Genomic DNA, 14150 nt, shown 5'->3' with positions numbered 1-14150 from the left:
CTTGCGGAGGTAGAGCACTGAATATCCTAGGGGGCGTCAAAGCTTACCGAAGATTATCAAACTCCGAATGCCGTAAAGATGATGTATGGGAGTCAGACTGCACGAGATAAGTTGGGTAGTCAAAAGGGAAAGAGCCCAGACCTACAGCTAAGGTCCCAAAGTACGTGTTAAGTGGAAAAGGATGTGGGATTTCGAAGACAACTAGGATGTTGGCTCAGAAGCAGCCATACATTCAAAGAGTGCGTAATAGCTCACTAGTCGAGAGGTCCTGCGCCGAAAATGTCCGGGGCTGAAACACGACACCGAAGCTTAGGAATCGAAAGATTGGTAGAGGAGCATTGAATACGGAACGAAGCAGTACCGGAAGGAGCTGTGGACTGTATTGAAGAGAGAATGCCGGAATGAGTAGCGAGATTTAAGTGAGAATCTTAAAGGCCGAATATCTAAGGTTTCCAGGGTAAAGCTGATCTTCCCTGGGTAAGTCGGGGCCTAAGGCGAGGACGAAAGTCGTAGTCGATGGATAACAGGTTGAAATTCCTGTACCGCATATATTCAGAAATGTGGGGACACAGATGGAAAGTACAGCCCGGGAATGGAAAGACCGGGGCAAGCGAGGTAGGAGAATGGCAGGCAAATCCACCATTCAATCTGAAGACGTGATGCGTACCGAACTAGAGTAGGGAAGTGTATGAGCCAGCTGTCGAGAAAAGCCGCTATTGTGATATATGTGCCCGTACCGTAAACCGACACAGGTGGATGAGGAGAGAATCCTAAGGCCGGCGGGAGAAGTGTTGTTAAGGAACTCGGCAAAATGACCCCGTAACTTCGGGAGAAGGGGTGCCTCGGAAGAGGCCGCAGAGAAATGGCCCAAGCAACTGTTTAGCAAAAACATAGGTCTATGCAAAACCGAAAGGTGAGGTATATGGGCTGACGCCTGCCCGGTGCTGGAAGGTTAAGAGGAGAGCTTAGCGCAAGCGAAGGTTTGAATTTAAGCCCCAGTAAACGGCGGCCGTAACTATAACGGTCCTAAGGTAGCGAAATTCCTTGTCGGGTAAGTTCCGACCCGCACGAAAGGCGTAATGATTTGGGCACTGTCTCAACAACACACCCGGTGAAATTGAAATACCAGTGAAGATGCTGGTTACCTGCGCCAGGACGGAAAGACCCCATGGAGCTTTACTCCAGCTTGATACTGGGATTCGGTACTACCTGTACAGGATAGGTGGGAGGCTACGATCACGGGACGCCAGTTTCGTGTGAGCCGCTGTTGGGATACCACCCTTGTAGTACTGGATTCCTAACCTGCAGCCGTGACCCGGCTGGGGGACAATGTCTGGCGGGGAGTTTGACTGGGGCGGTCGCCTCCGAAAGGGTATCGGAGGCGCTCAAAGGTTCCCTCAGAATGGTTGGAAACCATTCGAAGAGTGCAAAGGCAGAAGGGAGCTTGACTGCGACACCGACGGGTGGAGCAGGTACGAAAGTAGGACTTAGTGATCCGGTGGTATAAAGTGGGATTGCCATCGCTCAACGGATAAAAGCTACCCTGGGGATAACAGGCTTATCACTCCCAAGAGTTCACATCGACGGAGTGGTTTGGCACCTCGATGTCGGCTCATCGCATCCTGGAGCTGTAGCAGGTTCCAAGGGTTGGGCTGTTCGCCCATTAAAGCGGTACGCGAGCTGGGTTCAGAACGTCGTGAGACAGTTCGGTCCCTATCCGGCGTGGGCGTAGGATATTTGAGAGGAGCTGTCCTTAGTACGAGAGGACCGGGATGGACGGACCGCTGGTGTATCTGTTGTTGTACCAACAGCATGGCAGAGTAGCCAAGTCCGGCAGGGATAAACGCTGAAGGCATCTAAGCGTGAAGCCCCCCTCAAGATAAGATATCCCATCATTAAGAGTAAGACCCCTTGAAGACTACAAGGTTGATAGGCTTGGAGTGTAATCGTGGCAACACGTTCAGCTGACAAGTACTAATAGGTCGAGGGCTTATCCTTAGAGGTTTAGAGAACGGAAAGATGATTTGTTAAGGGCTAGATATAAGATCTTTGTATGAAGTTCTGAAGGTACATGAAATATTGTATCTGGTATATAATCCTCGATAGCTCAATGGTAGAGCACTCGGCTGTTAACCGAGTTGTTGTAGGTTCGAGCCCTACTCGGGGAGTTTTTAAGGCCCCATGGTCAAGCGGTTAAGACATCGCCCTTTCACGGCGGTAACACGGGTTCGATTCCCGTTGGGGTCATTTGAAAGGATTCTCAAAAGAGGGTCCTTTTATGTGAATTTATAAATAAAGAGGCAGAGCAGCTGATTACAAATCAGCTGATAAATACATATGCCGATGTGGCTCAATTGGCAGAGCAGCTGATTTGTAATCAGCAGGTTATCGGTTCGAGTCCGATCATCGGCTTTGTACATTAGATACGAAGCTATATAGTTTCATATTGATGTATGTTGTGGGTATACAGGTATATCGACAATACGGACGTTTAGCTCAGCTGGTTAGAGCAATCGGCTCATAACCGATCGGTCCCGGGTTCGAGTCCCTGAACGTCCACTTTTGGCCCGGTGGCTCAGCTGGTTAGAGCGCCGCCCTGTCACGGCGGAGGTCGTGGGTTCGAACCCCATCCGGGTCGCTTACAACTGCATATGCGTTGTTCAAATTTGCCGGCATGGCGGAACTGGCAGACGCACAGGACTTAAAATCCTGCGGGACTAATCTCCCGTACCGGTTCGATTCCGGTTGCCGGCATATTGAAGAGGCTCAAATTCTTGAATTATCAAGGGTTTGAGTCTTTTTGATTTATATGTTCTTATGATTGAATCCTGTCACAAAAAGTGATAAAATATGATTAGTATTTTGTTACAGGAGGTTTTGGTATATGGAACACAAAAAGGTTAATTTTTTACATTCTGTGCGTCTGAAGATATTATTGGCGATGGCATTTTTTGCTTTCGTAACGGGAGGATTTGCGTGCGCACTGTTTATTTCTTCTGCGAAGGAGGAGATCGGCTCAGTCACACGTGGATATATGCGTGATCTTTCCAGAGCTTATGGCGTTATGCTGGATAATGAGCTGGACACGGATGGTGATGATGTGCTGTCCGGCGAGCATCTGGCTTCGATACTTGCCGGTGTTCAGGTGGAAGGCGTTGAAAGCAGCTACATATATGTAGTAAGTGCCGATGGTACGATGCTGTACCATCCAACCGCAGATAAGATCGGCAAGCCCGTGGAGAACAAGGCGGTCAGTGATGCGGTTGCCAAGATTGGCAAGGGCAAGAAAGTAGAAAACGAAGTTGTTAAATATGAATTTAAGGGTGTAGACAAGTGCGCTGGTATCTATGTGAATGATACACAGGATTTTATCATGGTGGTAACTGCCGATTATGATGACGTATTCAGCAGTATCCGGAAGGTAGAAGGAAAAATCGGAATTATCGTATTACTTGAGCTGTTGATTGTTGCAACGATCGGATCTGCATTTGCGTATATTATTGTCAAGCCTATGAATGAGGTTTCTGAACTGACGGTGAAGGTCGGAGATATGGATCTGACGGAGAATGAGATTCAGACCAGACTGGCAAACCGTAAAGATGAGATTGGACGCATGGGACGAAGCCTTGACTATCTGACACAGTCTTTGAAGGGTGTGGTAGAGAATATCAAGGAGAAGAGCGCGCAGGTTATGGATGCTGCAAATGTACTTGATTCCGATGCTTCTGAGACATCGACGACGATGGAGCAGGTAGAGCAGGCAGTTAATGATATTGCGGAAGGCGCAACGACACAGGCTGGCGAGACGCAGCGTGCGGAGGAACAGGTTATCGAGATGGGTAACATGGTTCAGGAGACAAACGACGAGGTAGAAAAACTTCTTGCATTTGCACAGGATATGCAGGAGTGTACAACACAGGCATCTCAGATTTTGAAGGCGTTGGAACAGGTAAATGCACGTGCCGAAGAGAATATTGATATTATTGCCGATCAGACGAATACGACAAATGAAGCTGCACTTAAGATCAGTGAGGCAACACACCTGATTACTTCGATTGCAGAGGAGACGAATCTACTTGCATTAAATGCAAGTATCGAAGCTGCGAGAGCGGGAGAACAGGGTAAGGGCTTTGGTGTTGTAGCCAGTGAGATTCAGAAGCTGGCTGAACAGACAAATGAATCTGCGGAACATATCGAAGAGATCGTACAGGAATTACTCCGAGATGCGGAAAAGGCAGTGGAGACTATGTATGGCGTGAAGGAAATCATGCATACGCAGAGCGATCATGTAGAGCAGACACAGAGTGCTTTTGAACAGGTACAGTCCGGTGTTCAGCAGTCGATAGAGGGAATCAACCGGATTTCAACGCATACAACACGCATGAATGATGCAAGAGAGAATGTGGTTGGTATCGTACAGAATTTGACAGCAATCGCAGAGGCGAATGCGGCTGGTACCGAGCAGACATCGGCATCCGCAACAGAGGTTGGTGCAATCATGGAGGATATTACCGGTAAATCAACCGCGATGCGTCAGGCAGCGCAGGAACTGGATGACGGTATGAATATATTCAAATTATAAATCGACAAGGAGGAACGCAATGTATTTTGAAAAATCAAAAGGCTTCCCTGCTGATTTCTTATGGGGCAGTGCATCTGCTGCATATCAGGTAGAGGGAGCTTGGAATGAAGACGGAAAGGGAATGTCAAACTGGGACAAGTTTGTACGTATTCCGGGTAAGACTTTCCAGGGTACAACCGGTGACAAGGCGGTTGATCATTATCATATGTATAAAGAGGATGTCAGGCTGATGGCAGAGATGGGGCTTAAAACCTATCGTTTTTCCATCGCGTGGTCGCGAATTATCCCGGATGGAAATGGTGAAGTGAACGAGAAGGGCTTGAAGTTCTACGATGATTTGATCAATGAGCTTTTGGCAAATAACATTGTTCCTATGGTTACAGTCTATCATTGGGATATGCCACAGGCACTGGAAGACCAGTATCATGGTTGGGAAAGCCGCCAGATTGTAGATGATTTTGTTCGTTATGCAACAATCTTGTTTGAGCGTTTTGGCGATCGTGTAAAGCATTGGATCATCATGAATGAGCAAAACGTATTTACCGGTCTGGGCTGGATGGGAGGTATGCACCCACCAGGAAAGATTGATGAGGAGAAGCTGTTCTATCAGGTAAATCATCATGCATTTATGGCACATGCAAAGAGTGTGCTGGCTTTGAAGAAATTACATCCGGAAGCATTGGTTGGCTCTTCATTTGCATATGGACCATCTTACGCGATTGACTGTCATCCGGAAAATGCGATGGCAAAAGCAGATTATGATGATCTGAAGAACTATTACTGGATGGATGTATACGCATATGGTAGATATCCGCGCGCTGCAATGGCATATCTGGAAAGTAGAGATGTTGCTCCACAGATGGAAGCGGGAGATGTAGAAATCCTGAAGGAAGCTGCAGCCAAGGTTGATTTTATGGGTGTAAATTATTACCAGACTACGGTTGTAGAATACAACCCAATCGATGGTGTTGGCGCATCGCACGAGATGAATACGACCGGAAAGAAGGGAACTGCTAAGGTACAGGGCGTGCCAGGACTCTTCAAGAATCCTTCCAATCAGTTCCTTCCTACTACAGATTGGGATTGGACGATCGATCCGATGGGCATTCGTATGTGTTGCCGTGAGATTACTTCCCGTTATGATCTTCCAATCGTGATTTCAGAAAACGGACTGGGCGCATTTGACAAGTTCGAAGATGGCAAAATCCACGATCCATACAGAATCGACTATCTGAAGCGCCATGTGGAAGAGTTAAAGAAGGCTTGTGATGATGGCTGCCGTGTACTTGCGTATTGTACATGGTCTTATACAGACCTGTTAAGCTGGTTGAACGGTTATCAGAAGCGTTATGGATTTGTCTATGTTGACCGTGAGGAAGATGAGAACAGCGGAACATTAAAGCGTTACAAGAAAGATTCTTTCGATTGGTATAAGCATGTGATTGAGACAAATGGCGAAGAATTGTAAAAGATTCTCAAATTAAAAACAAGAATGTCAATTTAGAGACTGCAACAGATAAGTGCTGTAGTCTCTTTTTTGATGGTTACTTTTTCTTTCTTGACATTAAGGTTTCGTGCCGTGTCCTCTTCTTTTGAATATAGTAATATTAGATACTTCAATAGGGTATTTTGGAATGTGATTAAAAATGAGAAATATAATGAAGTATCGTATAAAAAACTTGGAGGGAATAATAGTATGGCACGTGTATTCATTGGGGTAGGACACGGTGGTGCAGATCCTGGGGCTGTTGGTTATCTTGTGGAAAAAAATGTGAATCTCAAGATGGCGACAGCCTGCTATCAATATCTGACTGTACGTGGTGTGGAAGTAAAACTATCGCGAACGGGAGATGCAAGCGATGGGCTTATGACCCGGATTGAACGATGCAATGCTTATGCACCGGATCTGGCATTGGATATTCATAACAATGCCGGTGGAGGGGATGGATTTGAGGTGTTCCACAGTATCATTGGAGGAACCGGTAAACAGCTTGCGAAGAATATCGAGAAAGAAGTTGTGAAGATCGGGCAGAACAGCCGTGGACTAAAGACGAAGAAAAATTCATATGGACGGGATTATTTCGGGTTTATCCGGAAAACGAAATGTCCAGCGGTTATCTGCGAGGGCGTATTTGTAGATAATAGGGCAGATGCGGCACAGGCAGATACAGATGCAGAATGCAGGAAGTTCGGAGAAGCATATGCCCGTGGAATACTTGCAACGCTTGGAATTGCAGATCAGGTCGTGAGACAGGATACAACAACTAACTCCGGTGGCACATCAGAAACGAAGACATCTGCACCGGCGACAGGAAATGCAAATAGTTATATGGTGAAGGTAACAGCGAATGGTTTGAATATCCGCAAGGATGCAGGCATTGCTCATGCGGTTACAGGTGTAATCCGGGATAAAGGTGTGTACACGATTGTGGCAGAAAAAATGATTTCCGGACAAAAATGGGGGAAATTGAAAAGCGGTGCCGGATGGATATGTCTTGCATACACGAAAAAAGTGTGATACTTGACAATTAAAATCAAAAATAAAAATTCACAAAGGATTCTCAAGTTGATAAATATGTGCTATAATTTGAATAATCTTGGCTGTGTCAGAATAGATGGAAATAGAATGATGTGAAAAGGTATTTTCCGGAAGAGACGCAGACATCGTGAAGATTTATCGAAAAGATAAATTTCAGATATACATTCGGTTACTGAATGCGAATGTATGAATAGTAGGAGGATTACAAAATGGAAAAAAGAGAGTTGGTATATTATCGATTGGATAAGATTGACGGTAAGATCTTAGATATCTTGCAAGGAAATGCAAGAGCATCCCTGAAGGAGATTGCAGAACAGGTATTTCTGTCTCCGACAGCCGTTGGCGCACGTATTGACCGTATGTTGCAGGAGGGAGTACTGGAAGGATTTACAACGAGACTGAACCCGGAAGCAATGGGTCATTATATCAAGGCATTTATCAATCTGGAGGTACAGCCGGAGCAGCGGGAAGAATTCAACGAGTATATCGACGGTGTATTGAATGTCGTAGAATGTAACTGTGTGACAGGTGATTTCTCTATGCTGATTGAGGTTCGTTTCCCAACAACAACAGAGCTTGATCATTTTGTAGGCGAGTTACAGAAGTTTGGCAAGACAAAGACACAGATCGTATTCTCAACATGTGTGAAGCACAGATGCCGGTACTGGAAGGTTGATGGCAGAGATTTTGAGTCTCATGCTAAAGCTTCAGAAAATCAGGAATCTGAGAAAACAGACAAATAGGCGAATAGACAAAGGATTTTTAAGTGAAAAAAAATTTCACGAAAGAATCTAAAGTTTTTTCTTTACATTTGTTTATTTTGGTATTATAATGTGCCTATCGGTTGAAAGATACCGAAATATTTAATTCCTAGGGGGAAATTTACTATGTCATATGTTGACGAGGTACTCGAGGTAGTACGAAAGAAAAATGCAGATCAGCCGGAATTTTTACAGGCAGTAACAGAAGTACTTGAGTCTCTTAGACCATGTATCGATGCGAACGAGGAATTATACAAGAAGAATGCAATTCTTGAGAGAATTACAGAGCCAGACAGACAGCTCATGTTCCGTGTTCCATGGGTAGATGACAATGGTCAGGTTCAGGTAAATAGAGGTTTCCGTGTACAGTTCAACAATGCAATCGGACCTTACAAGGGTGGTCTTAGACTTCACCCATCCGTAAACCTTGGTATTATCAAGTTCTTAGGTTTTGAGCAGGTATTCAAGAACTCACTTACAACACTTCCGATCGGTGGTGGTAAGGGTGGTTCTGACTTTGATCCAAAGGGCAAGTCAGACCGTGAGATCATGGCATTCTGCCAGAGCTTTATGACAGAACTTTGCAAATATATCGGTGCTGATGTCGATGTACCTGCCGGTGATATCGGAACAGGCGCAAGAGAGATCGGTTTCATGTTCGGTCAGTACAAGAGAATCCGTGGAATGTTCGAAGGCGTTCTTACAGGTAAGGGACTTACATATGGTGGTTCACTTGCTCGTACAGAAGCTACAGGATATGGTTTATTATACCTTACAAGTGCACTTCTGAAGGATCACGATATCGACATCGCTGGCAAGACTTGTGCAGTATCCGGTGCCGGTAACGTAGCAATCTACGCAATCCAGAAGGCACATCAGCTTGGTGCGAAGTGTGTAACATGTTCTGATTCTACAGGTTGGATCTACGATCCAGAAGGAATCGATGTTGACCTTCTGAAGGAGGTTAAGGAAGTTAAGAGAGCACGTCTTACAGAGTACGCTGCAGCTCGTCCATCTGCTCAGTATCATGAGAAGAAGAACGCAGATGATCATGGTGTATGGTCTGTTAAGTGTGACCTTGCTCTTCCATGTGCAACTCAGAACGAGTTGAACCTTGACGATGCTAAGATGCTTGTAGCAAACGGCGTTATCTCTGTAACAGAGGGTGCTAACATGCCTACAACATTGGAAGCTACAAAGTACCTTCAGGAGAATGGTGTTCTCTTCGTAGGTGGTAAGGCTGCAAATGCAGGTGGTGTTGCTACTTCTGCACTTGAGATGAGCCAGAACTCTGAGAGACTTTCTTGGACATTCGAGGAAGTTGATGGAAAGCTTAAGGGAATCATGGAGACAATCTACGCTAACATTTCTGATGCTGCTAAGAGATACAATGCAACAGTTGGCGGAAACGCTGACTATGTAGCCGGTGCTAACATTGCTGGTTTCGAGAAGGTTGTAAACGCTATGCTTGCACAGGGTGTTTGCTAATTCTTAGAAAACTTTATATGAATTTTCAGGGCTGCCGTTTGGCAGCCCTTTTTATGTTTTTTTTGGGAAAAGTTGAAAAAAGGGGCAGAAACTTAATAGGTTTTGCAATACAATTTAGTCTATTTCTTGTTCTAAATCATTAAAAATATCAGCATTAAAGAAGTCAGGCAATGTCATATCAAGACCATCACAAAACTTTTTGATGGTTGTAATGGAAATATCTCTGCGTTTTTCATCCATCATACTATATACCGTGGATGGCGTTACGCCGGATATGGTAGCCAGTTCGTTATATTTTATATTGCGTTCCTTGCAAATGTCTTTGAATCTTAATACAACAGCATCTTTAACAGTCATTTTATATACTCCTATATTTCATAAAAGATAGTATAAGTTTATAAATTTACACGCATACGCGTATACGCACTTGCGTAATAAAGAAAAAGTATTTATAATTTATTTCTGTGTTTACATTGCCTGCTTTATATTTGGAGTTGAAGATATAAAGGAGGTTTTGCATGAAAAGATATGGCTATGTGCGTGTATCCTCAAAGGATCAAAATCTAAATCGACAACTCGATGCATTTTCAGAATTAGGTCTGGAGTCCAAGTACATTTATATTGATAAAATGTCGGGAAAAGATTTTAAGAGACCAAATTATAAAAAGATGGTTTCAAAGCTTAGGACTGGTGACATCGTTGTGATTATGAGTATTGACCGATTGGGAAGAAATTATGATGAGATATTGGAACAATGGAGGATGCTTACAAAAGAAAAACGTGTAGATATTGAAGTAATTGATATGCCGCTACTCAACACAAATTATGAAAGAGATGGGCTTACAGGCGTCTTTATCTCAGATTTGGTTTTGCAGATACTTGCTTATGTTGCGGAAACGGAACGTTCATTTATTAAGCAGAGACAAGCAGAAGGTATTGTGGCGGCAAAAGCCAGAGGTGTGAAGTTTGGCATTTCAAAAATTGAATTGCCGGAAGAAAGGCTTGAGGAATTTATCAGGCTATGGCAGCAAGGAGAAATCACAATCAGGCAGGCAGCCAGTGAGTTAGGAATCAGTTCATCAACATTTTATAGAAGATGTAAGGAAATGCAGAATGATATGGAAAAATGTTGCAAAAGGTAGACAATGTGAAACACATAATTGGTTATGAAATAAGCTCGTAAATCAAAGATTTATAGAGCTTTTTTTATTATATATGAGTTGTTTCAAAAAGTCTACTTTGTGAAACAGTATGAAGGCGTTACAAGGGAGGAAGCATAGTGGCAAAAATATATGATGTAATAAAATATGAGGGAGATAATGATGTTTTTATCTGGAAACATCCTTGCGAAGATTTTAATTCTTTAACACAATTGATAGTTCATGAATCCCAAGAAGCAATCTTTTTTATGAATGGTCAGGCGTTGGATCAGTTTGGACCGGGTAGGTATACATTAGAAACACAAAATATCCCTAAAATAGGAAAAGTATTTAACCGGATGACCAAAGACGATACGCCATTTCATTGTGAGGTCTATTTTATAAATAAGACAGAGCAGATGGCTATTAAGTGGGGAACAGACACCAGAGTTGAATATATGGAGCCGACGTATCATTTTCCTATTTCAATAGGTGCAAGTGGAACAATGAATTTACGAGTGTCAGATGGAAGAAAACTTTTAATAAAGATAGTTGGGACAGAAAGTGTTCTTACACAACAAAAAATAGCGATGTATTTCAGATCATTTCTCATGACAAAGATAAAGACATATATCGCACATTTTATGCGCGAAAATTCAGTCAGCATTTTTGAAATAGATGAACATCTTGAAACATTTTCCAATGCGTTAAAGGAGGCGTTGTATCCGGATTTTGATGATTATGGAGTAGCGTTAGAACGTTTTTTTGTAACAACGGTTGCAAAACCGGAAGATAATAAAGAATATAGACGGTTTAAGGATTTATATTTTAGACAGTATGCGGATATTACAGAAGCAAAACTGAAACAGCAGTTGGAAATGATAACGGCTGAAACAGAGGCGAAAAAGACAATTCTTGAATCCGAAGCGATTGCTACTAAGCGGACACAAGAAGGATACACATATCAGCAGGAACGTGGATTTGATGTGGCAAATGTTGCTGCTGAAAATGAAGCAATTGGTCAATTTTCAAATCTTGGTATAGGCTTAGGAACGATGGTAGGAGTTGGAGGAACCGTTGGAGGAATGGTAACAAGTGCGATGAATTCAGCGATTCATACATCAATAAAAGATAACCAAGATGTAACGGTGTGTAAACAATGTGGAGCTGCAATACCAGCAAATGCTAAATTCTGTTTAGAATGTGGACAAAAGGTCGAGATACAAAATGTAAATGAAATAATATGTCCAACTTGTAATAAGAAAACAGCGCAAGGAAAGTTTTGCATGGAATGCGGGGCACCATTGGAAATTAAATGTGCAAAATGTGGAAGTAATGTGCCTGTGGGAGCTAAATTCTGCTTGGAATGTGGAGAAAAGCTATAAAATACGGAGGAAGAAAAATGAATGATAATCGAAAAAAATATATTTTTTGTTGGGGAATATTGGTAGCTGTTTTTAATCTTATTTCATTTGTAACGCCGTCAGAGGTTAAAGGATATGTTAAATTTACCGGAGCATTTTGGGCAGGGTATTTATTTGTGATGGTTGGAATGTTAGTTCAACTTGTTTGTACATGGAATTCTTTAAGTGTAGATAACGCTCCTAAATTGTTTCATAAGTTACCAATGCTGAAATTGGGCTATGTGACAATGGTATTGATGTTTGTGTTTGGAATAGCCGCAATGGTAATTCCTAACGTTCCTTATTGGATGGGTTATGTTGTCTGTCTGATTATTTTGGCATTTCAGGTTATTGCTATTCAAAAGGCAAGCGTTGCATCAGATTTGATACAAAAATTTGATGAAAATGTCGCTAAAAGTACATTTGAATGGAAATTGATGGTAGCAGAAATAGAAGGAATCTTAAACAAAACAAAATCACAGGATACAAAGAAGAAACTTAATACGGTATATGAGAAAATAAGATATTCAGATCCAAAATCGAATGAATTACTAACAGATGTGGAAAATCAAATCCGAATATTAATAGAAAAATTAAATGAGGCGGTTGTGGCAGATGATGAAAGTCAGATCAGTGAATTAACAACGGAGATAATACAGAGAGTCGAAGAAAGAAATAAAAAATGTATGTTATTAAAATAAACGAATGAGAAGGAGAATGAACAATGTCGGTTATGATGAAATGTAAAATGTGTGGTGGTAATCTTGAAATACAAGATGGAGCGCGCATATGTGTATGTGAGTTTTGTGGAACACAGCAGACTGTACCGGGAATTGAAAATGACAAAAAACTGGTGTTATTTGAAAGAGCAAATAAATTGCGTTTTGATTGCGAATTTGATCAGGCGCAGGCGGTATATGAGAATATTATATCGGAATATCCAGACGAGGCAGAAGCATATTGGGGATTAATTTTATCTCGATATGGTATTGAATACGTGGATGATCCTAAAACTGGGAAGAAAATACCGACTTGTCATAGAATCTCACATAAAAGTATTTATGACGATGATGATTTTTTGAAAGTGGTAACCAAGTGTGACAAAGAAGCAAAAGATATTTACTATGAGGAAGTAAAGGTAATTGATGCAATACGCGAAAAAATCATTAATATATCTAATAAAGAAAAACCATATGATGTGTTTATATGTTACAAAGAATCGGACGAAAACGGCGAACGCACAGAGGATAGTGTGTTGGCAGAAGTCTTGTATGAAGAACTAACGAAAAAGAAATATCGTGTATTCTATGCAAAAATATCATTGGAGGATAAACTGGGGAAGGAATTTGAACCATATATCTTTGCTGCGTTGAATTCTGCGAAGGTTATGCTGGTCGTAGGAACGAAGGAAGAATATTATAACGCGGTATGGGTACGAAATGAGTGGAGCCGTTTCCTTGATATTATCAAAAGAGATAAAGAGAAAGTGTTAATTCCATGTTATAAGGACATGGATGCATATGATCTGCCCAAGGAATTCAATGGACTTCAAGCACAGAATCTTGGAAAAGTGGGATCATATCAGGATATTGTGCGCGGCGTAGGTAAGATTATTCCGAAGGGATCATCAGTTCCGACATCGGCAGAAGATATACGCGATGTAATCAAACAGGAAAATAAAAAACGAACAATACGGAATACTATAATTATAAGCGTTGCAGGAGTTGCAGTTGCGGTCGCTCTTGTTTTTGGAGTAAGGGCACTTATTGAGATGATAAAAAATAATAAGAGCGAGACAGTTGTAAATAATTATCTGACGGAAGCAACAACAGAGGCGACAACAGAAGCGACGACGGAGGCGCCGAAGGAGTGGGAATATGAGATAGCTATAAATGATTCGGAAAAAAGTACAGAAGATATGTCTTCAATGCAAGGAGGAATTCATCCAATATATATACATTGTACGATTATTGATGGACCTGTCGATGAATCGATTCAATTTAAAGCGGAGTGTGTGTATCCAGATGGCTCTACTGGAACAGTAATAACAGAAGAAGCGAATGCTCCGGAAAATGGGTCTTATAGAAACGAGGTAGGTGCTTACTTTAATTGGATAAATAACGATACAAGGGAGATGATTGATTTGCCAAAGGGTTCATATTCTATTTCTGTATATGTTGTAAACACAGGAGAATGTGTTAAAGCAAAAACTATTACAGTACAATAAAGAGGAGATGC

10 protein-coding genes, 6 tRNA genes and 1 rRNA gene (1 of these 17 cut by a window edge) are annotated in these 14150 nt (G+C 42.2%); 16 read left to right on the top strand and 1 reads right to left on the bottom strand.

Annotated elements, in window-relative coordinates:
• The 12 genes from KP625_RS07645 to gdhA form a co-directional block, all read left to right on the top strand.
• Positions 1-1998, top strand: a 23S ribosomal RNA gene (locus tag KP625_RS07645); it begins 882 nt to the left of the window's first position.
• A gap of 98 nt (positions 1999-2096) precedes the next feature.
• A tRNA-Asn gene (locus KP625_RS07640) sits at positions 2097-2168 on the top strand.
• Positions 2169-2175: 7 nt separating this feature from the next.
• A tRNA-Glu gene (locus KP625_RS07635) sits at positions 2176-2247 on the top strand.
• Positions 2248-2339: 92 nt separating this feature from the next.
• Positions 2340-2412, top strand: a tRNA-Thr gene (locus KP625_RS07630).
• A gap of 73 nt (positions 2413-2485) precedes the next feature.
• Positions 2486-2559: transfer RNA gene (locus tag KP625_RS07625), tRNA-Ile, on the top strand.
• A 5-nt stretch (positions 2560-2564) separates the two neighbouring features.
• Positions 2565-2638: transfer RNA gene (locus tag KP625_RS07620), tRNA-Asp, on the top strand.
• 30 nt (positions 2639-2668) lie between these two features.
• A tRNA-Leu gene (locus tag KP625_RS07615) sits at positions 2669-2754 on the top strand.
• Positions 2755-2884: 130 nt separating this feature from the next.
• Entirely contained in the window at positions 2885-4582 is a 1698-nt protein-coding gene (locus KP625_RS07610; protein ID WP_238297059.1) for a methyl-accepting chemotaxis protein, read from the top strand.
• A gap of 19 nt (positions 4583-4601) precedes the next feature.
• The gene (locus tag KP625_RS07605) at positions 4602-6050 is read left to right on the top strand and encodes a glycoside hydrolase family 1 protein (RefSeq protein WP_238297057.1); all 1449 of its coding nucleotides are present in this window, start codon (positions 4602-4604) and stop codon (positions 6048-6050) included.
• 228 nt (positions 6051-6278) lie between these two features.
• A complete protein-coding gene (locus KP625_RS07600) occupies positions 6279-7100 on the top strand; it encodes an N-acetylmuramoyl-L-alanine amidase (protein ID WP_238297055.1) in 822 nt (273 codons plus the stop codon).
• A 260-nt stretch (positions 7101-7360) separates the two neighbouring features.
• On the top strand, positions 7361-7864 hold the full coding sequence (locus tag KP625_RS07595; protein WP_370641440.1) for an Lrp/AsnC family transcriptional regulator: 504 nt from the start codon (positions 7361-7363) through the stop codon (positions 7862-7864).
• A 144-nt stretch (positions 7865-8008) separates the two neighbouring features.
• Positions 8009-9370 (top strand): NADP-specific glutamate dehydrogenase, encoded by a 1362-nt coding sequence (gene gdhA, locus KP625_RS07590; RefSeq protein ID WP_238297052.1) that lies wholly within the window; start codon positions 8009-8011, stop codon positions 9368-9370.
• A 114-nt stretch (positions 9371-9484) separates the two neighbouring features.
• Here the strand turns inward: gdhA and KP625_RS07585 are convergent, their stop codons facing one another.
• Positions 9485-9727 carry a helix-turn-helix domain-containing protein gene (locus KP625_RS07585; protein ID WP_238297051.1) on the bottom strand — a complete coding sequence of 81 codons (243 nt, stop codon included), beginning with the start codon at positions 9725-9727 and terminating at the stop codon, positions 9485-9487.
• A gap of 161 nt (positions 9728-9888) precedes the next feature.
• Between KP625_RS07585 and KP625_RS07580 the strand changes: the two genes are divergently transcribed.
• The 4 genes from KP625_RS07580 (at position 9889) to KP625_RS07565 (ending at position 14139) form a co-directional block, all read left to right on the top strand.
• Positions 9889-10512, top strand: a complete 624-nt coding sequence (locus tag KP625_RS07580) for a recombinase family protein (protein WP_238297050.1) — start codon at positions 9889-9891, stop codon at positions 10510-10512.
• Between the two features lie 137 nt (positions 10513-10649).
• Positions 10650-11894, top strand: coding sequence for an SPFH domain-containing protein (locus KP625_RS07575; protein WP_238297049.1), 1245 nt, complete (start codon positions 10650-10652; stop codon positions 11892-11894).
• Positions 11895-11911: 17 nt separating this feature from the next.
• Complete coding sequence (locus KP625_RS07570; protein WP_238297048.1) at positions 11912-12613, top strand: hypothetical protein; 702 nt, start codon at positions 11912-11914, stop codon at positions 12611-12613.
• A gap of 32 nt (positions 12614-12645) precedes the next feature.
• Positions 12646-14139: a toll/interleukin-1 receptor domain-containing protein gene (locus KP625_RS07565; RefSeq protein ID WP_238297047.1), complete on the top strand. Its 1494-nt coding sequence runs from the start codon at positions 12646-12648 to the stop codon at positions 14137-14139.
• Positions 14140-14150 lie beyond the last annotated feature (11 nt).

It is taken from the genome of Eubacterium sp. MSJ-33, from assembly GCF_022174665.1.
Lineage (GTDB): Bacteria > Bacillota > Clostridia > Lachnospirales > Lachnospiraceae > Coprococcus_C.
This window is presented reverse-complemented; position numbering and strand designations above follow the sequence as displayed.

What these genes read in the sequence shown, in the direction of transcription:
- KP625_RS07610 (WP_238297059.1), top strand. Translation starts at nt 2,885, where the DNA reads ATGGAACACAAAAAGGTTAATTTTTTACATTCTGTGCGTCTGAAGATA.
- KP625_RS07605 (WP_238297057.1), top strand. Translation starts at nt 4,602, where the DNA reads ATGTATTTTGAAAAATCAAAAGGCTTCCCTGCTGATTTCTTATGGGGC.
- KP625_RS07565 (WP_238297047.1), top strand. Translation starts at nt 12,646, where the DNA reads ATGATGAAATGTAAAATGTGTGGTGGTAATCTTGAAATACAAGATGGA.
- KP625_RS07600 (WP_238297055.1), top strand. Translation starts at nt 6,279, where the DNA reads ATGGCACGTGTATTCATTGGGGTAGGACACGGTGGTGCAGATCCTGGG.
- KP625_RS07580 (WP_238297050.1), top strand. Translation starts at nt 9,889, where the DNA reads ATGAAAAGATATGGCTATGTGCGTGTATCCTCAAAGGATCAAAATCTA.
- KP625_RS07570 (WP_238297048.1), top strand. Translation starts at nt 11,912, where the DNA reads ATGAATGATAATCGAAAAAAATATATTTTTTGTTGGGGAATATTGGTA.
- gdhA (WP_238297052.1), top strand. Translation starts at nt 8,009, where the DNA reads ATGTCATATGTTGACGAGGTACTCGAGGTAGTACGAAAGAAAAATGCA.
- KP625_RS07585 (WP_238297051.1), bottom strand. Translation starts at nt 9,727, where the DNA reads ATGACTGTTAAAGATGCTGTTGTATTAAGATTCAAAGACATTTGCAAG.